The sequence below is a fragment of the Leclercia sp. Marseille-Q4284 genome (genome assembly GCF_916618945.1).
In the GTDB taxonomy this organism is placed as follows: Bacteria; Pseudomonadota; Gammaproteobacteria; order Enterobacterales; family Enterobacteriaceae; genus Enterobacter; species Enterobacter tamurae.
The window spans coordinates 2,623,736-2,648,103 of sequence record NZ_CAKAKG010000001.1; the positions used below are offsets into that span (position 1 = coordinate 2,623,736).

Sequence of the window (24,368 nt, forward strand, 5' to 3'; positions counted from 1 at the left end):
CCGGCCTTCTCCCACAGGGAGAAGGTGCAAACCCTAAAAATGGCAGCCGAAGGCTGCCATTTTGCTTTTACCTAGGACGCAGCAATAAACAGATCCCTTAGCTGATGCAGCTGGTCGCGGATCTGCGCCGCCTCTTCGAACTCCAGGTTCTGCGCATGCTGCATCATCTGCCCTTCCAGCTCGTGAATTTTCTGCTGCAGCGCTTTCGGCGTCAGGGCAACGGTATCGGCCTCCACCGGTGAACGTGACTTGCCGCGGCCCTTCGCTTTGGTTTTGGCGATGTTCTGGCCGAGCGCGAGGATATCCACCACCTTCTTGTTCAGCCCCTGCGGCGTGATGCCGTGCTCTTCGTTGTACTGCTGCTGCTTCTCGCGACGGCGTTCGGTTTCACCGATCGCTTTCGCCATTGAGGGGGTGATCTTGTCGCCGTAGAGAATCGCTTTGCCGTTAACGTTACGCGCCGCACGACCGATGGTCTGGATCAGCGAGCGCTCGGAGCGCAGGAAGCCCTCTTTATCGGCGTCCAGAATCGCCACCAGCGACACCTCCGGCATATCCAGCCCTTCACGCAGCAGGTTGATCCCCACCAGCACGTCGAACTCGCCAAGACGCAGGTCGCGGATGATCTCCATACGCTCCACGGTGTCGATATCCGAGTGCAGATAGCGCACCTTCTCGCCGTGCTCCTCGAGGTATTCAGTGAGATCTTCCGCCATGCGTTTGGTCAGGGTGGTGACCAGCACGCGCTCGTTGATGGCGGCCCGGGCGCGGATCTCCGACAGCAGATCGTCCACCTGGGTGCCAACCGGACGCACTTCGATAATCGGATCCAGCAGGCCGGTGGGACGCACCACCTGATCCACCACTTCGTCGCCCGATTTCTCCAGCTCGTAATTGCCCGGCGTCGCGGACACGTAGATGGTCTGCGGCGCCAGCGCCTCAAACTCTTCAAACTTCATCGGACGGTTATCCAGCGCTGACGGCAGGCGGAAGCCATACTCCACCAGGGTCTCTTTACGCGCCCGGTCGCCGCGGTACATCCCGCCAATTTGCGGAATGGTGACGTGGGATTCGTCCACCACCAGCAGGCCATCCGCCGGCAGGTAGTCAAACAGGGTTGGCGGCGCCTCGCCCGGCCCACGGCCAGAGAGATAGCGCGAATAGTTTTCGATCCCGGAGCAGTAGCCCAGCTCGTTCATCATCTCGAGATCGAACTGGGTACGCTGGCTGATGCGCTGCTCTTCCAGCAGCTTGTTATTATCCAGCAGCGTTTTGCGGCGATCCGCCAGCTCAACCTTGATGTCTTCCATCGCCTGCACGATGCGCTCGCGCGGGGTGACGTAGTGGGTTTTCGGGTAGACGGTGAAGCGCGGAATAATCGACTCCACGTGGCCAGTCAGCGGGTCAAACAGCGACAGTCGCTCCACCTCTTCATCGAACAGCTCCACACGCAGCGCGAAGTCGTCCGACTCCGCCGGGAAAATGTCGATAACCTCGCCGCGAACGCGGAAGGTACCGCGCTGGAACGCCTGATCGTTGCGGGTGTACTGCAGCTCCGCCAGACGGCGCAGGATGGCGCGCTGATCGATAATCATCCCCTGGGTGAGGTGCAGCATCATCTTCAGGTAGAGATCGGGGTCGCCGAGGCCGTAAATGGCGGACACCGAAGCCACCACCACCACGTCACGACGCTCAAGCAGGGCTTTGGTCGCGGAAAGACGCATCTGCTCGATATGCTCGTTCACTGAGGCATCTTTTTCGATAAACGTATCAGAGCTCGGAACGTAGGCTTCCGGCTGATAGTAGTCGTAGTACGAGACGAAGTACTCCACCGCGTTATCGGGGAAGAACTCTTTCATCTCGCCGTACAGCTGCGCGGCCAGGGTTTTATTAGGCGCCAGTACCATCGTCGGCCGTTGCAGATCGGCGATCACGTTGGCGACGGTAAAGGTTTTACCCGAACCCGTCACCCCCAGTAGCGTCTGGTGTGCAAGCCCATCCTCCAGCCCCTCTTTCAGACGGCGAATCGCTTCAGGCTGATCGCCGGAAGGACGGAAAGCGGAATTCAGTTTGAACGGTTTACTCATGAACGGCGACCTGATGATGGTTAATACGGCAGGTGTGTAATTTTACTCCTCATGGCTATTTTTGCCAGTAATTTATACTGGATATAAACCCAGTAGCATCCGCGCCATTTTGTGCCACCACCAGCAGGAATCAAGCGAAGCTGCGTAAAATTTCGGCTGTAACGGGATAAAATTCCAACAGGGGTCGGTTATCCCCAGAATTTTTTGTTTTTTAACATTTGTCAAGGCGAGCCGCCGGACAGTAGCCCATCAAATTGACACTTTGATGACAATGATTGCTTTTATTTAAAGCGTTGATCTGCATTAAAGTTTTCAAAAAGACGCGTTTCGCAGCAATTCAGGCGCAGGCCGCGTATTCTCTCGCTTACCTTGTGTTTTCTAACTCTAATGCACATGGTTATCCACAGGAATAGTGGATAACTGCCTCCAGCCCATACGGAACGTGACTCGGCCCGTTCCCGGTTTTTACCCACAGCGGGGCGGTAAAAAATTTTTATCACCCAATTATGGCGATCTTATGACAAAAAACAGCGAAAGAATTGGTGAGGCACTGCTCACATTTTAACCAAAATAGCACCTGCACCAGCAACCTCATTCAGGGCCCCGAGGCGGTGCAGGGTTCGGGCCTCGTCGTGCTGATTTTTGAGCCAATTCTTAAAAAAGGAGCTTTAATCGCCGTTTCCCGGGCAGTGGCAAGAGTCTTGCAGAGTAACAAGGTCGCCGTTACCTGAAAAGGAGCATTACCATGTTAAGCCTGCGCGCCGTAAATCAGTATTACGGGGATCGCCACACCCTGTGGAATGTTGACCTCGATCTCCCTCCTTGCGTCTGCACAGGCGTCGTCGGGCTACCCGGGATGGGGAAAACCACCCTCGTGAGCTGTATTGCCGGCCTGCTGCCTATCGCCAGCGGTACCATGGTCTGGCACGAGGCTCCCGGTGCAGTACACCAGGCCGGGACGGAAATTAGCGTTGTGCCGCAGGACAGGCGGATCTTTTCGCAACTGACGGTCGAGGAGAATCTGCATATCGCACAGATGGCGAAAGGCATCGCGGGCGGGTCGCTGAGCCGCGATGTTTTTGAGTTTTTTCCGGAGCTATACCCGCTGCGCCAGCTGCGGGCCTCCGGCCTGAACGACGACCAGCAGTATCAGCTGGCGCTGGCGAATGCGCTGGTGACCCGCCCTCGCCTGCTGATCCTCGACGAGCCCAGCCGCGGCACCGGGCAGCTGTTTACCGTCAAGCTGGCGCAGCTGCTGCTGAGGTTCAACCGGGAGCTCGGGCTATCGGTGCTGCTGGCCGAGCAGCACCTCTCCCTGATCCGGCGAGTGGCGGATCGCTTTTGCCTGCTTTACCGGGGGCGAAACGTGGCTCAGGGCCGGGTCAGCGAGCTGGATGACCCGATGATTGCCCACTGGATGGGGCCGACGGCGTCAGCGCAGTAAGGTCGAGGTATTGCCCGACGGCTGAGGTGTCGGCCTGCTCGCCCAGCCAGGGGATCTCCCCCAGCAGCGGCGCGGAGAGCACGCGTTCGAGCGTCGCCATGTATTCGGCATGGCGTTTGCCGGGCACCACTACCCCGTTCGCCACCCAACCGGCAAAATGCAGCCCCGCCTGGCGGATCGCCTGCGCGGTGAGCATCGCGTGGTTGATACAGCCCAACTTCACCCCCACCACCAGGATCACCGGCAGTCGCTCGGCCATCACCCAGTCGGCGAAGGTCTGCTCCTGGGACAGCGGCGTGAACCAGCCGCCCGCCCCTTCCACCAGCACCCAGTCGGCCTGGGTCTCCAGCGCCCGTAACCCTGCCGAGAGGATGGCAAACTCAATGGGCCGCTGCTCGTCAGCGCTGACGATATGCGGCGACGTCGGCTCGGCGAAGGTATAGGGGTTCACCGCCGGGTAGCTCAGCGCCAGGCTGCTGTTGCGCTGTAATGCCAGAGCATCGCTGTTGCGCAGCCCCTGCGCAGTCATCTCGCTGCCGGAGGCCACCGGTTTGTAGCCAGCGGTGTGGCGGCCCAGCGCTCGTGCGGCCTGTAACAGGGCGGTGCTGGCGACGGTTTTACCGACTTCAGTGTCGGTACCGGTGACAAAATAACGTTCAGTCACGTTCGATAATTCCATGAAAAAGTTGATAAGAGAGCGGGAATTTTCCCGCCTGCTGAGGCCAGGCCTGCGCCAGCTGCTGCAGCTGGCCGCGGGTTAACGGCTTATCGGCCCGCCCGGCGTGCAGATGGGTGGCACCGATCCCCTTCAGGGAGTGCATGGCGCTGAGCGCATCGTCAAACAGTAGGGTGACGGTCTGAACCGCACAGCGGTACTGCCAGCCGGAGAGGGCATCGTTCACCTGCTGCCCGCTCAGAAACCGGTTGGCGTGCGGCTGGGTGTCCACTGCCTGCCAGGCCTGATTGAGCTCCGGCAGCGAGCCGTTGAGCAGCGTGGTGAAAGCCACCTTGCCCCCCGGCTGCGTCACCCGCCAGAGCTCGGCCAGCGCCCGGGGCAGGCTGGCGCACCACTGCACCGCCAGATGGCTCCAGACCAGGCTGAACTGCGCATCGGCCAGCGGAATGGCTTCGATATCGGCCTGCAGATAGCTATCGGCGGCCTGGTTGCGGCGCGCCTCCTCCAGCATCGGGGCGCAGAGATCCATCGCCGTCACAACGCTCCCGGTCTGGCGCCATGCCAGGCTGTTGCTCCCCGGGCCGCAGCCAGCATCCAGCACGCTGGCGAAGGTGTTCTCTGCGAGCAGGGCCCGCAGCCCGTCGGCACTTTGCCGCTGGAGTGCATCGTGGCGGGAATAACTCTGCGCCGCCCGGCCGAAGGCGGCGGCAATCGCCTGTTTATTCACCTGCGACATGCAGCGCCTCCACTAACGCGGTGATATCTTCCGGTTGATGGGCCGCCGTCAGGGTCAGGCGCAGGCGCGCCGTGCCCGCCGGGACGGTGGGGGGACGAATGGCGGTTACCCAGATCCCCTGCTCTCTTAGCCTCTGCGCCAGGTGCAGGGCCAGCGCGTTTTCGCCGACGATCAGCGGCTGAATGGCGCTCTGCGAGGCGGTGATCTGCACCGGCAAATCGCGCAAGCCCGCGCGGAACTGGTCGATCAAAGCCGCCAGCCGCTGCCGACGCGTTTCGCCCTCGTCGCTGCGAATAACGTTAAATGCCGCCAGCAGCGCCACCGCCTGGGCAGGTGGCATGCTGGTGCTGTAGATCAGATGCCGGGCGAACTGCAGCAGGTAGTCGGCAACGGCGTCGCTGCACAGCACCGCCGCCCCGCTGACCCCGACGCCTTTGCCAAAAGTCACCACCAGCAGTTCTGGCTTCACGCCCTGGCTGGCGGCGCTTCCGCGCCCCTCCGGCCCGGTGACGCCGATGCCGTGGGCGTCGTCCACCAGCAGCCAGCTGCCCTGGCGCTGCGCCGCCGCATGGATCTCACCCAGCGGGGCGCTGTCGCCGTCCATGCTGAAGATCCCCTCGGTCACCACCAGCTGTTGTCCGTCGCAGGGTTTATCCAGCAGCGAGTCCAGCTGGGCGACATCGTTATGGGCGAAGCGCCGGAGTTGGGCCGGGCTATGGCTGGCGGCTTCCAGCAGCGAGGCGTGGCTTAAGCGGTCGGCGACAATGCGATCGTCCTTGTCGGTCAGGGCGGCAATCAGGGCCTGATTGGCGGCAAAGCCGGAGATAAACAGCAGCGCGCGCGGGTAGCCGAGCCACCCGGCAAGGTGCTCCTCCAGGGCCTGATGCGCATGGGTGTAGCCGCTGACGTGGCCGGAGCCGCCGCTGCCCACCCCGTACTGCTCCGCACCCTGCTGCCAGGCGCGGATAATCTCAGGGTGCTGGCTCAGACCGAGATAGTCATTGCCGGAAAAGTTGCAGTACCGCCGCTGCTCGCGGATGAGAAAGCGCCCGGCGCCGTTCTCCACCGGGGTGCGCACGCGCAGGGCGTCTGCCGCCCGGCGTGCGTCGAGGGCGGCATCGATGCGTTGTTGCCAGGTCATACCGTCGCCGCGTTATAGAACTGGTCGGTATCGGCGTTGAAAAGCTGCTGTTCGAGCTGGTGCTGCTGCTCGTTATCGCCGGTCAGCACCGCGGTCTGCTGCGGATTCAGCCCCAGCTTGCGGAACAGCTGCACGTCCTTGTCCTCTTCCGGGTTCGGGGTGGTGAGCAGCTTGCACCCGTAGAAGATGGAGTTAGCCCCGGCCATAAAGCACATCGCCTGGGTCTGCTCGTTCATCTGCTCGCGGCCCGCCGAGAGGCGTACGAACGAGGTTGGCATCATCACCCGCGCCACCGCAATGGTGCGGATAAAATCAAAGGCGTCGACGTCGTCGTTATCCGCCAGCGGGGTGCCCTTGACCTTCACCAGCATGTTGATCGGCACGCTCTCCGGCGGGGTCGGCAGGTTCGCCAGCTGCAGCAGCAGGCCGGCGCGATCGGTCACCGTTTCGCCTAAGCCGACAATCCCGCCCGAGCAGACCTTAATCCCCGCATCGCGCACTTTATCCAGCGTGTCCAGGCGCTCCTGATAGGTACGGGTGGTGATGATGTTGCCGTAGAACTCCGGGGAGGTGTCGAGGTTGTGGTTGTAGTAATCCAGCCCCGCCGAAGCCAGGCGCTGGGCCTGATGGTCATCCAAAGTGCCGAGGGTCATACAGGCTTCGAGGCCCATCGCCTTCACGCCCTGCACCATCTGCTCGAGATACGGCATGTCACGCTCGTGCGGGTTTTTCCAGGCCGCGCCCATGCAGAAGCGGGTCGAACCGGCGTTTTTCGCCTGACGGGCCGACTCCAGCACCTGCTCCACCTCCATCAGGCGTTCGGACTCGAGACCGGTTTTGTAGCGCGCGCTTTGCGGGCAGTATTTGCAATCTTCCGGGCAGGCCCCGGTCTTAATCGACAGCAGGGTGCTGACCTGAACCTGCTGCGGGTCGAAGTGCTGACGGTGGATCTGCTGCGCTTCAAACAGCAGTTCAAGCAGGGGTTTTTCAAATAATGCAGTGACTTGCGACAATGTCCAGCGAGCCTGGTGAGCCATGGGGCGTCTCCAAAGGGGTTTAGTTCAGGATGGGTTCGGTTTATACTCGTAAACCTAAATGTTTTCAAAATGGTTTACAAGTCGATTATGACAACGGACGATCTCGCCTTCGATCGGCAACACATCTGGCATCCCTACACCTCCATGACCCAGCCCCTGCCGGTCTATCCGGTAGCGGAAGCGCACGGCTGCGAGCTGACTTTGGCCAGCGGCGAACAGCTGGTGGACGGTATGTCCTCCTGGTGGGCGGCCATTCATGGCTATAACCACCCCCGACTCAACGCGGCGATGAAAGCCCAGATTGACCGCATGTCGCACGTGATGTTCGGCGGGATCACCCATCAACCGGCAGTGGATCTCTGCCGTCGGCTGGTGGCGATGACCCCAGAGACGCTGGAGTGCGTCTTCCTGGCCGATTCCGGCTCGGTGGCGGTGGAAGTGGCGATGAAAATGGCCCTGCAGTACTGGCACGCGAAGGGCGAAAGCCGTCAGCGGTTTATCACCTTCCGCAACGGCTACCACGGCGATACCTTTGGCGCGATGTCGGTGTGCGATCCCGACAACTCAATGCACAGCCTGTGGAAAGGCTATCTGCCGGAAAACCTCTTCGCCCCGGCGCCGCAGAGCCGCTTTGACGGCGCGTGGGATGAGATGGATATGGTCGGCTTTGCCCGCCTGATGGCCGCCCACCGTCATGAGATTGCGGCGGTGATCCTCGAGCCCATCGTGCAGGGCGCGGGCGGGATGCGCATGTACCATCCCGAGTGGCTGAAGCGTATTCGCAGGATGTGCGACCGGGAAGGTATTCTGCTGATTGCCGATGAAATTGCCACCGGCTTCGGGCGTACCGGCAAGCTGTTTGCCTGCGAGCACGCGGGCATCACCCCGGACATTCTCTGTCTCGGCAAAGCCCTGACCGGCGGTACCATGACGATGTCGGCTACCCTCACTACCCGTCAGGTGGCGGAGACCATCAGCAACGGTGAAGCAGGCTGCTTTATGCACGGCCCGACCTTTATGGGCAACCCGCTGGCCTGCGCGGTCGCCAGCGAGAGCCTGGCGTTGCTGGAGAGCGGCGAGTGGCAGGATCAGGTGGCCGCCATCGAATCTCAGTTGCAGGAGGAGCTGGCGGTGGCGCGGGATTCTGAGTTTGTCGCCGACGTGCGGGTGCTGGGGGCAATCGGCGTTGTCGAAACCACCCATCCGGTGAACATGGCGGCGCTGCAACGCTTCTTCGTGGCGCGCGGCGTCTGGGTGCGACCGTTCGGCAAGTTAATCTATCTGATGCCGCCGTATGTGATTCGCCCGGACCAGCTCAGCAAGCTGACCCGGGCGGTGGTGGATGCCGTTCAGGCGCCTGCGCACTTTACGCGTTAGTTTATAGGTTACACTTCTGGCAGAGCTCATTACGGAGAAACAGGATGAAACTTATCAGTCAGGATCTGCGCGACGGCGATAAACTCCCGCTGCGCCATGTGTTTAACGGCATGGGTTACGAGGGGGATAACATCTCCCCGCATCTGGCGTGGGACGAGGTGCCGTCGGGCACCAAAAGCTTTGTTGTGACCTGCTACGACCCGGATGCCCCTACCGGCTCCGGCTGGTGGCACTGGATTGTCGCCAATATTCCCGCCGATACCCGCGTGCTGCCGCAGGGCTCCGGCTCCTCGCTGGTGGCGCTGCCGGAGGGTGCCGTTGAAACCCGCACCGACTTTGGTAAAGCGGGATACGGCGGCGCGGCCCCGCCGAAAGGCGAAACCCATCGCTATATCTTCACGGTGCATGCGCTGAATGTGGAGAGAATAGAGGTGGATGAAGAGGCGAGCGGCGCGATGGTGGGCTTTAACGTCCATTTCCACACCCTGGGCAGCGCGTCGATTACGGCAATGTATTCATAAAAAAAGCCGGGTGGCGGCTGCGCCTTACCCGGCCTACAAATCGCGTGAAAACCCAGGTGTTGTAGGCCCGGTAAGCGCAGCGCCACCGGGCATGTTTTTACAGGAAGGCCGGTAACAACCCGACCAGACTGCCTTTATTCAGCAGACTAATCGCCGCCTCGATATCCGGGGCAAAGAAGCGGTCGTCATCATAATGTGCAACCTGCTCCCGCAGGATATGCCGCGCCTGCTCCAGCAGCGGGCTGGAGGTCAGGCCATCGCGCAGATCCGCCCCCTGACAGGCCGCCAGCCACTCAACCGCCAGCACCCCGCGGGTGTTGCCCGCCATCTCCCAAAGACGGCGCCCCGCTGCCGGGGCCATTGAGACATGATCTTCCTGATTCGCCGAGGTCGGCAGGCTGTCCACACTGTGCGGGTGCGACAGAGCCTTGTTCTCGCTCGCCAGCGCGGCGGCGGTGACCTGGGCAATCATAAACCCGGAGTTAACCCCGCCATTGCGCACCAGGAACGGCGGCAGCTGCGACATATGTTTATCCATCATCAGCGCGATACGGCGTTCCGACAGCGCGCCGATCTCGGCGATAGCCAGGGCCAGATTATCCGCCGCCATCGCCACCGGCTCGGCGTGGAAGTTGCCCCCGGAGACCACGTCGTTTTCCGCGGCGAACACCAGCGGGTTATCGGAAACAGCGTTGGATTCCACCAGCAGCACCTCCGCCACCTGGCGCATCTGGGTCAGGCAGGCGCCCATCACCTGGGGCTGACAGCGCAGAGAGTACGGGTCCTGCACCTTGTCGCAGTTGTGATGCGACTCGGCAATGGCGCTGGTGTCGGTCAGGACGTGGCGGAACAGCGCCGCGGCGTCGATCTGCCCGCGCTGGCCACGCACCTCATGAATGCGCGCGTCGAACGGACGACGGGAGCCGAGCACCGCTTCGGTGGTCAGCGCCCCGCAGACCACCGCCGAGGCAAACAGATCTTCGGCTTCAAACAGGCCGCGCAACGCAAAGGCGGTGGAGGCCTGGGTGCCGTTCAGCAGTGCCAGCCCCTCTTTCGCCGCCAGCGTCACCGGAGCCAGACCCGCTTTTTGCAGAGCGGTGGTGGCCGGTAACCATTCCCCACGGTAGCGGGCTTTACCCTCCCCGAGCAGGGTCAGGGACATGTGCGCCAGCGGGGCCAGGTCGCCGGACGCGCCGACCGAGCCTTTGGCAGGGATCCACGGGTACACTCCGGCATTGACCATAGCAATCAGGGCCTGAATCACGCTCAGGCGGATGCCGGAGAAACCGCGCGCCAGGCTGTTGATTTTCAGCACCATCATCAGGCGCACAATGTCGTCGTCCAGCGGCTCGCCAACGCCCGCCGCGTGGGACAGCACCAGCGAACGTTGCAGATTTTCCAGATCATGGGTGGCGATGCGCGTTTGCGCCAGCAGGCCAAAACCGGTGTTGATCCCGTAGGCGGTGCGCCCTTCGGCAACAATGGCTTCAACGCAGGCGACGCTGTCGTTAATCGCCTTATGGGCCGACTCGTCGAGCGTCAGCTGGAGCGGCTGTTGCCAGACCTGGCGCAGCTGGGCCAGGGTCAGGGAACCGGGAGTGAGGGTTAAGGCGTTCATCAATGTTTTCCTTGTGTCGCAGCGATCATCGGCAGGTTCAGGCCCTGCTCTTTCGCGCAGTCGATGGCAATGTCATACCCGGCATCCGCATGGCGCATTACGCCTGTCGCCGGATCGTTGTGCAGGACGCGGGCAATACGGGCCGCAGCGTCATCGGTGCCGTCGCAGACGATCACCATCCCGGCATGCTGGGAGAAGCCCATCCCGACGCCGCCGCCGTGGTGCAGCGAGACCCAGGTCGCGCCGCTGGCGGTGTTGAGCAGCGCGTTCAGCAGCGGCCAGTCGGAGACCGCGTCGGAGCCGTCCTGCATCGCTTCGGTTTCGCGGTTGGGGCTGGCAACCGAGCCGGAGTCGAGATGGTCGCGACCGATGACGATTGGCGCGGAGACTTCCCCCCTGCGGACCATTTCGTTAAAGGCCAGGCCCAGCTTCTGGCGCCACTCCAGCCCGACCCAGCAGATACGCGCCGGCAGCCCCTGGAAGCTAATGCGCTCCCGGGCCATGTCCAGCCAGTGATGCAGATGCTCATCATCGGTGACAATCTCTTTCACTTTGGCGTCGGTTTTATAGATATCTTCCGGATCACCGGAGAGCGCCACCCAGCGGAACGGGCCGATCCCACGGCAGAACAGCGGACGGATATAGGCGGGAACAAAGCCCGGGAAGTCAAAGGCGTTGGTGACGCCCATCTCTTTCGCCATCTGGCGAATATTGTTGCCGTAATCGAAGGTCGGGACACCCTGCTGGCTGAAGGCCAGCATCGCGTTGACGTGCTCGGCCATCGAACGCTTCGCCGCCAGCACGGTGCCTTCCGGATCCTGCTGCGCTTTCTGCTGGTACGCTTCCCAACTCCAGCCTTTGGGCAGGTAGCCGTGGAGCGGATCGTGGGCGCTGGTCTGGTCGGTGACCAGGTCCGGACGCACGCCGCGGGCCACCATTTCCGGCAGGATATCGGCTGCGTTGCCGCACAGGGCAATCGAGACCGCTTTGCCCTGCTGGGTGTATTTGTTAATGCGCGCCAGGGCGTCATCCAGGGAGTCGGCCTGCTCATCGACGTAACGGGTACGCAGACGGAAATCGATGCGGCTCTGCTGGCACTCAATGTTCAGGGAGCAGGCCCCCGCCAGGGTCGCCGCCAGCGGCTGTGCGCCGCCCATACCGCCTAAGCCCGCGGTCAGGACCCAACGCCCTTTCAGGGAGCCGTTATAGTGCTGGCGACCGGCCTCGACAAAGGTCTCGTAAGTACCCTGGACGATGCCCTGGCTGCCGATGTAGATCCAGCTCCCGGCGGTCATCTGGCCATACATCGCCAGCCCCTTCGCATCCAGCTCGTTAAAGTGTTCCCAGGTGGCCCAGTGCGGCACCAGGTTGGAGTTGGCAATCAGCACCCGCGGGGCGTTTTCGTGAGTTTTGAACACGCCGACCGGTTTGCCGGACTGCACCAGCAGGGTTTCGTCGTTTTCCAGTTCGGTGAGGGATTTGACAATGGCGTCATAGCAGGCCCAGTTGCGCGCCGCGCGGCCAATCCCGCCATACACCACCAGCTCATTCGGGTTTTCCGCCACGTCGGGATCGAGGTTGTTCATCAACATGCGCAGCGGGGCTTCGGTGAGCCAGCTTTTGGCCGTTAACGTGGTGCCACGGGGGGCGCGGATCTCTTGCTGGCGATACTTTCCTGACGACATTGTGTGCTCCTCATTGGGGACAGAATATACAGTAAGATATACTTGTATAGACAAGTGCACACAAGGCTGGTTTTAACAATTTAGATACATTTTTGTTATATTGCGTCAGCAATCACGCTTTTGGCTTATGACATGAAATGACCCTGCAGCCGGTAGCGGTTACCCGGGAACAGCAGTCTGGCGTGGGACACAATGTGCGAGGCTGACCAGGTACGGCGGTGGATCAGCAGGCAGGGGTCCTGCTCTTTTATGCGCAGCAGCTCGCACTCCTGCGGGGTAGCGCGCACCGCCTCAACGATATGCTCCCCTTCCGTCAGCGGCGCGACCAGCGACAGATAAGCGTGGGGCGTGGTGGCGGTGTAGTCCTGAAGCAGGTAATCCGGCACCAGCGCGGCATTGACGCAGCGATCCTCGATCTGTACCGGGGTGTCGTTTTCATAATGCAGCATCAGGGAGTGGAAGATACGTGTTCCCTCTTTGACGTTCAACGCCGTCGCCTGTGCGGCGCTGGCCTGGGTCTCTTCGAGGAACTGCACCTCACAACGGTGCTGATGGTTGCGGGAGGCAATCTCGTCGGCAATGCTGCGAATTTCAAACAGCGCCGACTGCCCTTTTGGCTCGGCCACGAAGGTGCCCACCCCCTGCAGACGCACCAGCAGCCCCTCATCGGTCAGCTCCCGCAGCGCGCGGTTGATGGTCATCCGGCTAAAGCCGAACTGTGCCACCAGCTCTGCCTCGGACGGAATGCGATCGTGCGGGCGCCAGACGCCGGTGGCGATCTGATGGCTAATCGCCTGTTTGACCTTTTCATAGAAAGGGGCTGGCGTGTTGGCCTGCTGCTGCGGGGCGCGAGAGAACATAGCAATTCCTTAAGCCGTGATAAAAAGTCGAGTATATACAGGCTTTACGCCCACCAGTGAGCTATTTGCCAGGCCAGTCGGGCGGCGAGCTTCGCTCCCTGGCCGTCGCGGTCAAAACCGGGGTTCAATTCCACCAGATCCGCCGCCTGCAGTTTGCCGCTGCGACAGATTCGCTCGATGACCGGGAGCAGATCCCGGGCCGGAACCCCCAGTGCGGCAGGTGCCGACACGGCGGGCATCTCCCCGGCAGGCATCACGTCGAGGTCGATGGTGAGATAGACCCGATCGGCATGACTGAGGGTGCTTTCCAGCACCGGTAGCGCCTGCTGCTGGAAGTCGAGATCTTCCACCAGAGTGACGTTAAGTCGGGCCGCTTCATCCCACAGCGCCTGGGTATTGGCCGCCCGGCTGACGCCGAGGCAGGCATAGTGAAACTCACGCTGCTGTTCGGCGCAGTACAGCGCCAGCTGGCGGAACGGCGTCCCGGAGGTCGCCTGGCTGGCATGTCGCAGATCGAGATGCGCATCAAGATTGATAATCACCACCCGCTCGTTGGGAAACGCATCCAGCACGCCGCGGCCGTGGGCCCAGGCGGTCTCATGTCCACCGCCGAAGACCAGGGTGCGCATCCCGGCCTGCTGGCAGGCGGTGACCGTCTCGCTCAGCGCCTGCTGGGCGGGCTCGAGCGACTCCCCTTCAACGTGAATGTTACCCATGTCGATCAGCCGCGCGTGACCCTGATGACTGGCCATGTTCGCCAGCGCACAGCGTAACAGATCCGGAGCCTGAGCCGCACCGGTCCGGCCCTGGTTGCGTCTGACCCCTTCGTCGCAGGCAAAGCCGATCAGGGCGATACCCTCCCCGGACGGATGTGGCGAATCGCTAAGTTGCACGGTCTGGAACAGGCGCAGCGCGTTGCTGGCCTCGCGGGTGTCGTCGCGCCCCTGCCAGATATCAGGTGCTACCGGCTGCCACAGGCTCATTGGACTTTTCCTCTGAATACGCGCTGATAAAGCGGATTACGCCCCGGCTCATACACCATCTCCACCGGGCTTTTCGCATCCCAGACTGCCAGATCGGCGACAAACCCGGCTTTCAGCTGGCCGTGCGTGGCACCGCGACCCAGCGCCTGGGCGGCGTAGCGGGTCACCCCTGCCCACGCCTCTTCCGGGGTTAAACCAAACTGGACGCAGGCCATGTTCATCGCCAGATGCAGGCTGGCAAAGGGGCTGGTGCCGGGGTTGTAGTCGGTAGCGACCGCCATCGGCACCCCGTGCTGGCGCAGCAGGGCAACCGGCGGGCGCTGGCGCTCCTGCAAGAAGTAGAATGCGCCGGGCAGCAACACCGCCACGGTGCCGCTCTGCGCCATCGCGCTTACCCCGGCTTCATCAAGATACTCAATATGATCGGCAGACCACCCGTGATAGCGGCTTACCAGCGCGGTACCGCCGAGGTTTGAGAGCTGCTCAACATGGCCTTTAATCGGGATCCCCCGGGCTTGTGCCGCCTGGAATACCCGTTCGCTCTGTTCTGGGGTAAAGCCGACGTTCTCGCAGAAGACATCCACGGCGTCGAAAAGGCCTTTCTCCCACAGCTGCGGGAGGGTGTGCTGGCACACGTGGGCGATGTACGCATCCGGATCCTGACGATACTCTTTCGGCACGGCGTGGGCGGCCAGCAGCGTCGGGCTGATCTCAATGGGGTTGGTCTGAGCCAGACGCTGGGCCACGCGCAGCATCTTCTCTTCCGTTTCGTCGTTGAGGCCATAACCCGATTTGATTTCGATAGTGGTGACCCCTTCGTGCATCAGCCGCTGTAAACGCTGCTGCGCCAGCTGCTCAAGCTGCTCCGGCGTACTCTCCCGGGTAGCGGTCACCGTGGCGTTAATCCCGCCGCCCTGGGCGCTGATGGTCTGATAGGAGACACCGTTCAGCCGCTGCTCCCACTCGGCGGCCCGGTCACCACCAAACACCAGGTGGGTGTGGCAGTCGATCAGGCCCGGCGTGACCAGCCGCCCCTGTAAATTGATGGCATTGGGGAGATCCTGAGGGAGGTCGGCGTCAGGCACGATCGCCAGGATGGTCTCACCGCGCACAATTAACGCCCGGTTATCCAGCAGGCCATAAGGTGTGCCGTGGTCGGGATCCAGGGTCGCGAGGCGCAGGTTACGCCAGACTACGTCGTCGGGATGAAGTTGCAGCATCGGGCTTCCGCTTGTCATGAGTTGTATAGACATATATTTTCATTCCCGTCGCCCTGTCAATCGCCTTTACCGAAATTGTTATTTATTTGTGACAACTTTCCCGCTAAGCGTGGGAATAAAAAGTAACTTTTTGCCTTTTAATCTTCCCGTTTCGCTCAACTTAGTATAAAAAAGCAGGCTATTTCAGTTATCCCCCTATTGATATGCTTTGCAGGAGCTTTCCCTTGAACATTTCCAGGATTTCTCGTCTGGCGCTGGCCCTCGCATTTGGCGTGACGTTGTCTGCGTGCAGCTCTACTCCGCCGGATCAACTGCCTTCAGAGCAGGCTGCACCTGGCACGGCTTCCCGCCCGATCCTTTCTGCCGAAGAAGCGAAAAACTTCCAGCAGGCTCGCTACTTTACGGCCATGGATCCTAACGCGACGCCGTGGAGCCCGTACGCTATTCGACTGCCAGCGCAGCCAAACTTTGTGGTTGGCCCGGCGGGAACCCAGGGTGTTACGCATACCACCATTCAGGCGGCAGTTGACGCAGCCATTGCCAAGCACAGCAGCTCCCGTCAGTACATCGCCATTTTACCAGGCGAATACGAAGGCACCGTGTATGTGCCTGCCGCACCAGGTAGCGTGACCCTGTACGGGACGGGCGAAAAACCGATTGATGTGAAAATTGGTCTGGCGATCGACTCCGAAATCGATACCGCCACCTGGCGTCGTCTGGTTAACCCGGGCGGTAAATACATGCCGGGTAAACCGGCCTGGTACATGTTTGACCGTTGCCAGAGCAAGCACAGCGCCACCGTTGGCGTGATGTGTTCTGCGGTCTTCTGGTCGCAGAACAACGGCCTGCAGCTGCAGAACCTGACGATTGAAAACAATCTGGGTGACAGCGTTGATGCCGGTAACCACCAGGCGGTAGCCCTGCGCAGCGATGGCGATCAGGTGCAGATCGACAAGGTGAATATTCTGGGTCGTCAGAACACTTTCTTCGTCACCAACAGTGGCGTTGAGAACACCCTGAAAAGCAACCGCATTACCCGTACGCTGGTCACCAACAGCTACATCGAAGGCGATGTGGATATTGTCTCCGGGCGCGGTGCCGTGGTGTTTGATAACACCGATTTCCGCGTGATGAACAGCCGTACTCAACAGGAAGGCTATGTCTTTGCGCCAGCCACCCTGTCGAACATGTTCTACGGCTTCCTGGCGGTGAACAGTCGCTTTACCGCGATGGGTGACGGTGTGGCACAGCTGGGCCGCTCGCTGGATGTGGATTCTGCCACTAATGGCCAGGTGGTGATCCGCGACAGCGTGATCAACGAAGGCTTCAACATGGCAAAACCATGGGGCAACGCGGCTGTCTCTCAGCGTCCGTACGCGGGTAATACCGGTGCGGTGGATGACAAAGGCAACGTGCAGCGTAACCTCAACGAAGCTAACTTCAACCGCATGTGGGAATACAACAACCGCGGTGTGGGTAGCAAAGTGATCGCAGAACCGAAGCAGTAATCGGATTAGCAAAGCAATGCCCGGCGGCGCTTTGCTTGCACGGGCCTACGATGTGTTTCGTAGGCCGGGTAAGCGCAGCGCCACCCGGCATAAAAAAACCTCGCATGTGCGAGGTTTTTTTATTTCATCCGCCTTAGTAAGCGTTAACCACCACCCACATTGGCCCCTGGCCGACGGCATAACGTCCCTTCTCTTCCAGCAGCCCCTGCTCGCCCTGAATCTCATACAGTGCGATATGGTGCGATTTTTGACCCGCCGCAATCAGGAATTTACCGCTGTGATCGACGTTAAAGCCGCGCGGCTGGGTCTCGGTCGGCTGGAAGCCTTCGATAGCCAGCACGCTACCATCTTCAGAGATGCTGAAAATGGTGATCAGGCTGGAAGTACGGTCGCAGGTATAGAGATGGCGTCCGTCAGGGGTGATGTGGATATCTGCCCCCCAGCGCGTATCGGTGAAGTCAGCTGGCATCATGTCCAGGGTCTGGACACACTCGATATTGCCGTGCGGATCGCGCAGCGCCCAGACGTCCACCGAGCAGTTCAGCTCGTTCACCACGTAGGCAAATTTCTGGTTCGGGTGGAACGCCATATGACGCGGGCCAGCACCTTCAACGGTGGTCACTTCCGCCGGCGTTTGCGCCGCCAGTTTGCCGTCATCACCCAGCGTAAACAGGCAGATACGATCCTGTTTCAGCGCCGGTACCCACAGGGTACGGTTATCCGGAGAGATGTTAGCTGAGTGGCACCCTTCCAGGCCTTCAACCACCTCAACGGTCTCCGTCGGGATGCCGTCATCCAGGCGGGTCACGCTGACGCAACCAGCGTTGTAAGAGCCGCTGAAGATAAAGCGCCCCTGCAGATCGGTTGAGATATGGGTCGGGCTACCTGGCAGGGCCGCTTCGGCCGTGTACGTCAGGGCGCCATCGTCAGGAGAGATACGGTACGCGAGCACCCGGAATTCCGGACGCACACCCACATACAGGAAACGTTTATCCGGGCTGATCGCCATCGGCTGAACCTGGCCGGGAACATCGACGACCTGAACCAGGGTGAGTGTACCTTCGGGATTCAGACGCCAGACATGGATCTGCTGGCTTTCAGGACTAGCGGTATAAACGGTTTGTTTCATGAATGCTCCTTTCCTCACTGCGCGTAAAAGTAATGTACCAGGATAGTCTTTTTTAACGGTGAATGCTGAATTTTAACCAGGAATTTTGCAGCGTTAGTTGCGCGGTGTACCATCTGCTCATTCTGCCCTTTCAACATTAACCCGGAAGATCAAATGACCTCGCGTGTGATTGCACTGGATTTAGACGGTACGCTGTTAACCCCGCAAAAAACCCTGCTCCCCTCTTCGCTTGAGGCACTGAAACGTGCTCAGGAAGTGGGATACCAGCTCCTCATCGTGACCGGTCGTCATCATGTTGCGATTCATCCTTTTTATCAGGCACTGGCGCTGGATACACCTGCAATTTGTTGTAATGGCACCTATTTGTATGATTATCAAGCAAAAAAGGTTCTGCAGGCCGATCCGCTGCCGGTTCCCCAGGCGCTGCAACTGATTGATCTGCTCGATGAACACGCCATTCATGGTCTGATGTATGTCGACGACGCGATGCTTTACGAACGCCCGACCGGCCACGTGATCCGCACCAGCAACTGGGCGCTGTCGCTGCCGGAAGCGCAGCGTCCAGTGTTCACTCAGGTGCCGTCGCTGGCGCAGGCGGCCCGGGAGGTTAACGCCATCTGGAAATTCGCCCTCACCGATGAGGACACCACTAAGCTGAACGCCTTCGCTAAACACGTGGAGCAGACGCTGGGCCTGGAGTGCGAATGGTCCTGGCACGATCAGGTGGATATCGCCCGCAAAGGCAATAGCAAAGGCAAGCGCCTGGCGCAGTATGTGGAATCTATCGGCGGGTCAATGAAGGATGTCATTGCCTTTGGCGATAATTACAATGACATCAGTATGCTGGAAGCGGCCGGAACCGGAGTGGCGATGGGGAATGCGGACGACGCCGTCAAAGCACGCGCCAACATTGTGATTGGCGACAACACCACTGACAGCATCGCGCAATTCATCTATACCCACCTGGTGTGATCAGGTGGTGATCGACACGCTCTTGATCTGCGCGTAGAGCCAGAGGCCAGGCTTGATCCCCAGTTCATCCCTGGCCCACGGGCTGATGCGCGCCCATAGCGTGCGGCTGCCGATTTCCAGCTGGACCTCAACCTGACCATTATCGTCGTAACACTGGGCCACTTTGGCGCGCAGAATGTTACGGATGCTGCTCTGTAACGGGGGCTGCAGCACCAGCGAAACATCCGACGCCTGAATGCGAACGCGCAGGTTAGTGTGCAGCGGTTTATCCAGCTTATTCACCCAGACATGCTGATCGCCAATCGCCAGAGCGGTCATGGCGTAGTGGGGATGGTGCTCCAGCACGCTCACCTTCATAATGCTGCTCTGCTGCTCCGGCGGCAGCCAGGGATGCATCACGCTGCTGCCCCACACCTCTTCCAGATTACCGAACGCCTTCACGCTGCCGTTCTCAAGCACCAGCACCTTATCGGCCAGATGCAGGATCTCATCCAGCGAGTGGCTGACATATAGCATCGGGATATTAATTTCGCGCGCCAGGCGCTGCAGATAGGGCAGCAGCTCACGCTTGCGGGGGATATCCAGCGACGCCAGCGGTTCGTCCAGCAGCAGCAGTTCCGGGGCGGTGAGAAGAGCCCGGCCTATCGCCACGCGCTGTTTTTCCCCGCCCGACAGCGATGACGGCAGCCGATCAAGCAGGTGCTCAATGCCCAGCAGGGCCACCAGCTTATCGAACTGTCCGGCCATGCTTTTCGCCATGCCGTAACGCAGGTTGCCCAGCACCTTGTAGTGCGGGAACAGCCGCGCATCCTGGAAGACATAGCCAATCCGGCGCTTTTCCGGGGTCAGGTAAATGCGCTTTTCGACGTCATTCAGCACCCGATCGTTGAGCACGATGCGGCCAGACTGGGGCCGGGTCAGTCCGCTGATGGCATTGATCAGCGAGGTCTTCCCTGCCCCGGAGACGCCAAAAATGGCGGTGATCCCGCTGGCAGGCAGGGTTTCGTTGAGGGTCAGGCAGTGCTCGCCCAGGGTCTGGGTGAAATTGAGTTCCAGCATGGTCAGTTCCCCATCCGTTCACGACTTACACGGGCCAGCCACTCCGACACCAGCAGCGACACCATCGCCAGCACAATGGAGATAATACACAGACGCGCGGCGGCGCCTTCGCCACCGGGGGTCTGAATCAGGGTATACATCGCCGAGGGGAGGGTGCGGGTTTCGCCGGGAATATTGGAGACAAAGGTGATGGTCGCGCCAAACTCCCCCAGCGAGCGGGCAAAGGCCAACACGGTGCCGACAATAATGCCCGGCAACGTCAGGGGAAGCGTGATGGTCAGGAAGACGCGCCAGCGCCCGGCCCCCAGCGTGCGGGCGGCCTGCTCAAGTTTCATATCCACCCCTTCCAGCGCCAGGCGGATCGCCCGCACCATCAGCGGGAATGACATCACCGCGGCGGCCATTACCGCCCCGCGCCAGCTGAAGGCAAAGCTCAGGCCAAACCACTCGTACAGACGCTCACCGATAAACCCGCGGCGCCCCATAGCGATGAGCAGCAAATAGCCGACTACCACTGGCGGCAGCACCAGCGGCAGATGCAAAACGCTGTCGAGGAGCGCTTTACCGGGGAACTTACAGCGGACCAGCAACCAGGCGAAAAAGATCCCAAAGGGCAAACTAAATGCAACCGCGAGGGAAGAGACTTTCAGGCTCAGCAGCACGGCCTGCCATTCAGGATCGGTCAATATCATTCGTGAGTCGTAAATCCGTAACGTTTAAAGATTGCCGACGCCTGCGGCCCCTTCAGATACTCGTAGAAGGCGCTGACGGTCGCGTTTTTATGTCCATCGACGATGGCGACAGGATATTCCACTTTCTTGTGCGAGTCTTCCGGGAAGGTCCCGACCACTTTCACCCCTTTTCCGGCAACCGCATCGGAACCGTAAACGATCCCCAGCGGCGCTTCGTTGCGCTCCACCAGCGCCAGGGCACCGCGCACATCTTCTGCCGGGGCCAGTTTTGGCGACAGCGTCTCCCAGGCCCCCAGTTTTTGCAGCGCCTCTTTGGCGTAAATGCCCGCCGGCACGTGGTCCGGATCGCCCACCGCCAGACGCCCCTCTTTCAGCAGGCTGGTCCAGTTGGTCTCTTTATTGATGGCGATCTCGCCCTGAGCACTCGCTTTCGGTGCCACGACCACCAGGCTATTGCCGAGCAGAGTTGCACGACTGGCGGTATCTATCGCTTTTTTCCCGACGGCGTAATCCATCCATTTCTGATCGGCAGAGATAAACAGGTCCGCAGGCGCGCCCGCTTCAATTTGACGCGCCAGGGTCGAGGAAGAGGCAAATGACGATACCACCTCAACGTCTTTCTCTTTTTTATACGCCGCTGCAATATCCTGCATCGCGTTTGTCAGGGAGGCCGCCGCGAAGACGGTAACTTTGCCCTCATCCGCCAGGGCATGCCCGGTCAGGGTGAGGGTCAGCGTTGCCCCTGCGAAAAGGCGTAACCATGCACGTGCCATCTTTAGCTCCTTTGAGTTTCGTTATATACAGCGAAATATAACGATAACCCCAGGGTTTGCCCAGCGTTAAATCGTACCGATCGGTGAGTAGATCAAATTGATGCCAAAAATAATATCGGCGCGGAGGGGGGAAACTTGAGAGCAAAACGCCCGGCGGAACCGGGCGTTTTTACAGGGAATTAATTCTGCTTTTTCGGCTGTTTTCTGTGGCCGACATTGGAAAAGATGTTGAACACCTCACCCAGACCGTAAATAGCACCGAGGATGATAGCCATCACCACTGGCACCATGATTACGGCGAATACCAGACTTTTCAGCAACTCTAACATGGCTTTCTCCAGACAATGTGAATGCTTCATTCTAACCGGAAAAGCGAGAAATACATCCCCTTTTGTGCGGTACAGTTTGCGCATAAAACGAATTCCGTCACAATACCCCTTTTGCCAGGACATTGTTATGCAGGCCGAAATTCTCCTCACCCTACGTCTTCAGCAAAAACTGTTTGCCGATCCCCGCCGCATCGCCCTGCTTAAACAGATCGCGCAGACCGGCTCCATCAGCCAGGGAGCAAAGAACGCCGGCATTAGCTACAAAAGCGCCTGGGATGCTATCAACGAGATGAATACCCTAAGCGAACACCCCCTGGTCGATCGCGCCACCGGCGGCAAAGGCGGCGGCGGTGCGATCCTGACGCGCTACGGACAGCGGCTGATCCAGCTCTATGACCTGCTGGCGCAGATCCAACAGAAAGCCTTCGATGTCTTAAGCCATGACGACGCCCTGCCGCTGGACAGCCTGCTCGGTGCCATCTCGCGTTTCTCTTTACAGACCAGCGCCCGCAATCAGTGGTTTGGTACCGTTACCGCCCGCGACGACGACCAGGTGCAACAGCATGTGGAGATCTTGCTTGCCGACGGCACCACCCGCCTGAAAGCGGCGATTACTGCCCGGAGCGGCAAGCGGCTGGGGCTGGATGAGGGTAAAGAGGTGCTGGTGCTGCTGAAAGCGCCCTGGGTCAGCATCACTCAGGACAATGAAACGGCGAAGCAGGCGGATAACCAGCTGCCGGGGATCATCAACCATATCGATCGTGGCGACGAGCAGTGTGAAGTGCTGATGACCCTGCCCGATGGCCAGACGCTCTGCGCCACTCTGCCCCTGGCCCAGAGCCAGGGTTTAGAAGAAGGTGCTGAGGCGACGGCATATTTTAATGCTGACCGGGTGATTATCGCCACGTTGTGCTAAGCGCATTGACATTCGCGCCGACAGTGGGTATCCCTGAGACTTATTGCTGCAAAAAATGGGATAAGTCATGTCATCATTGCAAATTTCGCAAGGCACGTTTCGTCTTAGCGATACCCGAACGCTCACGCTCGCAGATTTTACGCTCAATGCCGGTGAAAGCTGGGCGTTCGTTGGCAGTAACGGCAGCGGCAAGTCTGCCCTCGCCCGGGCGCTGGCCGGAGAGCTGACGCTGCTGAAGGGCGAACGCCAGAGCACCTTTATGCGCCTCACCCGCCTCTCCTTCGAACAGCTGCAAAAGCTGGTCAGCGACGAGTGGCAACGCAATAACACCGATCTCCTTAGCCCCGGCGAAGAGGATACCGGCCGCACGGCGGCTGAGATCATCCAGGATGAGGTCAAAGACGAGGCCCGCTGCCGCCAGCTGGCGGAACAGTTCGGCATCACTCACCTGCTCGACCGACGCTTTAAATACCTCTCCACCGGTGAAACCCGCAAAACGCTGCTGTGCCAGGCCCTGATGGCCGAGCCCGAACTGCTGATCCTCGATGAGCCTTTCGACGGCCTCGATGTGAAATCCCGCGGGCAGCTGGCGGATCTGCTGGCCTCCCTCAATCAGCAGGGTTACACCCTGGTGCTGGTGCTGAACCGCTTTGATGAGATCCCTGATTTTGTGCAGCACGCCGGGGTGCTGGCGGATTGCACCCTGACGGCGGTGGGTGAAAAAGCGCACCTGCTGAATCAGGCCCTGATAGCCCAGCTGGCGCACAGTGAAAAGCTGAACGGCGTCACCCTGCCGGAACCGGATGCCCCTTCGGCGCGCCATGCCCTGCCGCAGGATCAACCGCGAATTGTGCTCAACAACGGCGTGGTGTCGTATAACGATCGCCCCATCCTCGACCACCTGAGCTGGACGGTGGATCCCGGTGAGCACTGGCAAATTGTCGGCCCTAACGGCGCCGGGAAATCAACCCTGCTGAGCCTGATTACCGGCGATCACCCCCAGGGATACAGCAACGATTTAACCCTGTTTGGCCGCCGTCGCGGCAGCGGCGAAACCATCTGGGATATCAAAAAGCATATCGGCTACGTCAGCAGTAGCCTGCACCTCGACTACCGGGTCAGCACCACGGTGCGCAACGTTATTCTTTCGGGTTATTTTGACTCCATTGGCATTTATCAGGCGGTTTCCGATAAGCAGCATAAGCTGGCGCAGCAGTGGCTGGATATTCTCGGCATGGATAACCGGGTCGCGGATGCCCCCTTCAGCAGCCTGTCGTGGGGCCAGCAGCGGCTGGCGCTGATCGTGCGTGCGCTGGTGAAACACCCGACCCTGCTGATCCTCGATGAACCTTTGCAGGGGCTCGACCCGCTCAACCGCCAGCTGATTCGCCGCTTTGTGGATGTCCTGATTAGCGAAGGTGAAACGCAGCTGCTGTTTGTCTCCCACCATGCGGAAGATGCCCCCGCCTGTATCACCCATCGGCTGGAGTTTGTCGCTGACGGCGACAGTTACCGCTACCAGACGGGCCCAGTCTGACACCCTGACGGGGGCCACGCCCCCGCCTTTTTCAGATAACCTGCAACATCCCACCCCAGGCACTTTGA

At 60.3% G+C, this 24,368-nt stretch carries 22 protein-coding genes; 7 read left to right on the forward strand and 15 right to left on the reverse strand.

Translation table 11 applies throughout. The features are described from left to right. Nucleotides 1–71: 71 nt before the first annotated feature. The gene (uvrB, locus tag LG383_RS12395) at nucleotides 72–2,087 is read right to left on the reverse strand and encodes an excinuclease ABC subunit UvrB (protein WP_225759263.1); all 2,016 of its coding nucleotides are present in this window, start codon (nucleotides 2,085–2,087) and stop codon (nucleotides 72–74) included. Nucleotides 2,088–2,832: 745 nt separating this feature from the next. Between uvrB and LG383_RS12400 the strand changes: the two genes are divergently transcribed. After that, nucleotides 2,833–3,531: an ABC transporter ATP-binding protein gene (locus LG383_RS12400; protein ID WP_225759264.1), complete on the forward strand. Its 699-nt coding sequence runs from the start codon at nucleotides 2,833–2,835 to the stop codon at nucleotides 3,529–3,531. Here LG383_RS12400 and bioD read toward each other — a convergent pair. From bioD to bioB, 4 genes are read right to left on the reverse strand one after another with little or no spacing between them, the layout of a single operon-like run. Then, a complete protein-coding gene (gene bioD / locus LG383_RS12405) occupies nucleotides 3,470–4,195 on the reverse strand; it encodes a dethiobiotin synthase (protein ID WP_225759265.1) in 726 nt (241 codons plus the stop codon). The genes LG383_RS12400 and bioD overlap by 62 nt on opposite strands. Next, entirely contained in the window at nucleotides 4,188–4,943 is a 756-nt protein-coding gene (bioC, locus tag LG383_RS12410) for a malonyl-ACP O-methyltransferase BioC (protein ID WP_225759266.1), read from the reverse strand. The genes bioD and bioC overlap by 8 nt, the downstream gene beginning before the upstream one ends. After that, nucleotides 4,927–6,084, reverse strand: coding sequence for an 8-amino-7-oxononanoate synthase (gene bioF / locus LG383_RS12415; RefSeq protein ID WP_225759267.1), 1,158 nt, complete (start codon nucleotides 6,082–6,084; stop codon nucleotides 4,927–4,929). Before bioF ends, bioC begins: the two co-directional genes overlap by 17 nt. After that, nucleotides 6,081–7,121, reverse strand: coding sequence for a biotin synthase BioB (gene bioB, locus LG383_RS12420; protein ID WP_225759268.1), 1,041 nt, complete (start codon nucleotides 7,119–7,121; stop codon nucleotides 6,081–6,083). The genes bioF and bioB overlap by 4 nt, the downstream gene beginning before the upstream one ends. A 69-nt stretch (nucleotides 7,122–7,190) precedes the next feature. On the opposite strand from bioB, the gene bioA reads away from it, so the two are divergent. Both bioA and LG383_RS12430 read left to right on the forward strand, forming a co-directional pair. Then, nucleotides 7,191–8,498, forward strand: a complete 1,308-nt coding sequence (gene bioA / locus LG383_RS12425) for an adenosylmethionine--8-amino-7-oxononanoate transaminase (RefSeq protein ID WP_225759269.1) — start codon at nucleotides 7,191–7,193, stop codon at nucleotides 8,496–8,498. A 44-nt stretch (nucleotides 8,499–8,542) separates the two neighbouring features. Next, nucleotides 8,543–9,019 (forward strand): kinase inhibitor, encoded by a 477-nt coding sequence (locus tag LG383_RS12430; RefSeq protein WP_166181899.1) that lies wholly within the window; start codon nucleotides 8,543–8,545, stop codon nucleotides 9,017–9,019. Nucleotides 9,020–9,116: 97 nt separating this feature from the next. On the opposite strand, the gene hutH is transcribed toward LG383_RS12430, so the two are convergent. From hutH to hutI, 5 genes are all read right to left on the reverse strand, one after another. Then, entirely contained in the window at nucleotides 9,117–10,637 is a 1,521-nt protein-coding gene (gene hutH, locus LG383_RS12435) for a histidine ammonia-lyase (protein WP_225759270.1), read from the reverse strand. Beyond that, nucleotides 10,637–12,322 carry a urocanate hydratase gene (gene hutU, locus LG383_RS12440; RefSeq protein ID WP_225759271.1) on the reverse strand — a complete coding sequence of 562 codons (1,686 nt, stop codon included), beginning with the start codon at nucleotides 12,320–12,322 and terminating at the stop codon, nucleotides 10,637–10,639. Before hutU ends, hutH begins: the two co-directional genes overlap by 1 nt. A gap of 125 nt (nucleotides 12,323–12,447) precedes the next feature. Then, entirely contained in the window at nucleotides 12,448–13,182 is a 735-nt protein-coding gene (locus LG383_RS12445) for a histidine utilization repressor (RefSeq protein WP_106992405.1), read from the reverse strand. Between the two features lie 44 nt (nucleotides 13,183–13,226). Further along, nucleotides 13,227–14,165 carry a formimidoylglutamase gene (hutG, locus tag LG383_RS12450; RefSeq protein WP_225759272.1) on the reverse strand — a complete coding sequence of 313 codons (939 nt, stop codon included), beginning with the start codon at nucleotides 14,163–14,165 and terminating at the stop codon, nucleotides 13,227–13,229. Next, nucleotides 14,162–15,385: an imidazolonepropionase gene (gene hutI / locus LG383_RS12455; RefSeq protein ID WP_225759531.1), complete on the reverse strand. Its 1,224-nt coding sequence runs from the start codon at nucleotides 15,383–15,385 to the stop codon at nucleotides 14,162–14,164. The genes hutG and hutI overlap by 4 nt, the downstream gene beginning before the upstream one ends. Nucleotides 15,386–15,588: 203 nt before the next feature. Between hutI and LG383_RS12460 the strand changes: the two genes are divergently transcribed. Then, nucleotides 15,589–16,893, forward strand: coding sequence for a putative acyl-CoA thioester hydrolase (locus LG383_RS12460; RefSeq protein WP_370635150.1), 1,305 nt, complete (start codon nucleotides 15,589–15,591; stop codon nucleotides 16,891–16,893). Nucleotides 16,894–17,026: 133 nt separating this feature from the next. Here the strand turns inward: LG383_RS12460 and pgl are convergent, their stop codons facing one another. Continuing rightward, nucleotides 17,027–18,022 carry a 6-phosphogluconolactonase gene (gene pgl / locus LG383_RS12465; protein ID WP_106992401.1) on the reverse strand — a complete coding sequence of 332 codons (996 nt, stop codon included), beginning with the start codon at nucleotides 18,020–18,022 and terminating at the stop codon, nucleotides 17,027–17,029. A 153-nt stretch (nucleotides 18,023–18,175) separates the two neighbouring features. Here pgl and LG383_RS12470 point away from each other — a divergent pair, with 153 nt between their 5' ends. Next, entirely contained in the window at nucleotides 18,176–18,994 is an 819-nt protein-coding gene (locus LG383_RS12470; RefSeq protein WP_106992400.1) for a pyridoxal phosphatase, read from the forward strand. Here LG383_RS12470 and modC read toward each other — a convergent pair whose 3' ends face one another. The 4 genes from modC to LG383_RS12490 all read right to left on the reverse strand — a co-directional run bounded on the left by modC (nucleotide 18,995) and on the right by LG383_RS12490 (nucleotide 21,847). Beyond that, on the reverse strand, nucleotides 18,995–20,053 hold the full coding sequence (gene modC / locus LG383_RS12475; RefSeq protein WP_225759274.1) for a molybdenum ABC transporter ATP-binding protein ModC: 1,059 nt from the start codon (nucleotides 20,051–20,053) through the stop codon (nucleotides 18,995–18,997). Nucleotides 20,054–20,055: 2 nt separating this feature from the next. Further along, nucleotides 20,056–20,745: a molybdate ABC transporter permease subunit gene (gene modB / locus LG383_RS12480; protein ID WP_106992398.1), complete on the reverse strand. Its 690-nt coding sequence runs from the start codon at nucleotides 20,743–20,745 to the stop codon at nucleotides 20,056–20,058. After that, entirely contained in the window at nucleotides 20,742–21,518 is a 777-nt protein-coding gene (gene modA / locus LG383_RS12485) for a molybdate ABC transporter substrate-binding protein (protein WP_106992397.1), read from the reverse strand. The genes modB and modA overlap by 4 nt, the downstream gene beginning before the upstream one ends. Nucleotides 21,519–21,697: 179 nt before the next feature. Beyond that, complete coding sequence (locus LG383_RS12490) at nucleotides 21,698–21,847, reverse strand: AcrZ family multidrug efflux pump-associated protein (protein ID WP_032617112.1); 150 nt, start codon at nucleotides 21,845–21,847, stop codon at nucleotides 21,698–21,700. A 127-nt stretch (nucleotides 21,848–21,974) separates the two neighbouring features. Here LG383_RS12490 and modE point away from each other — a divergent pair, with 127 nt between their 5' ends. Both modE and modF read left to right on the forward strand, forming a co-directional pair. Then, a complete protein-coding gene (modE, locus tag LG383_RS12495; RefSeq protein ID WP_225759275.1) occupies nucleotides 21,975–22,763 on the forward strand; it encodes a molybdenum-dependent transcriptional regulator in 789 nt (262 codons plus the stop codon). A gap of 67 nt (nucleotides 22,764–22,830) precedes the next feature. Further along, the gene (gene modF, locus LG383_RS12500) at nucleotides 22,831–24,300 is read left to right on the forward strand and encodes a molybdate ABC transporter ATP-binding protein ModF (protein ID WP_225759276.1); all 1,470 of its coding nucleotides are present in this window, start codon (nucleotides 22,831–22,833) and stop codon (nucleotides 24,298–24,300) included. Nucleotides 24,301–24,368 lie beyond the last annotated feature (68 nt).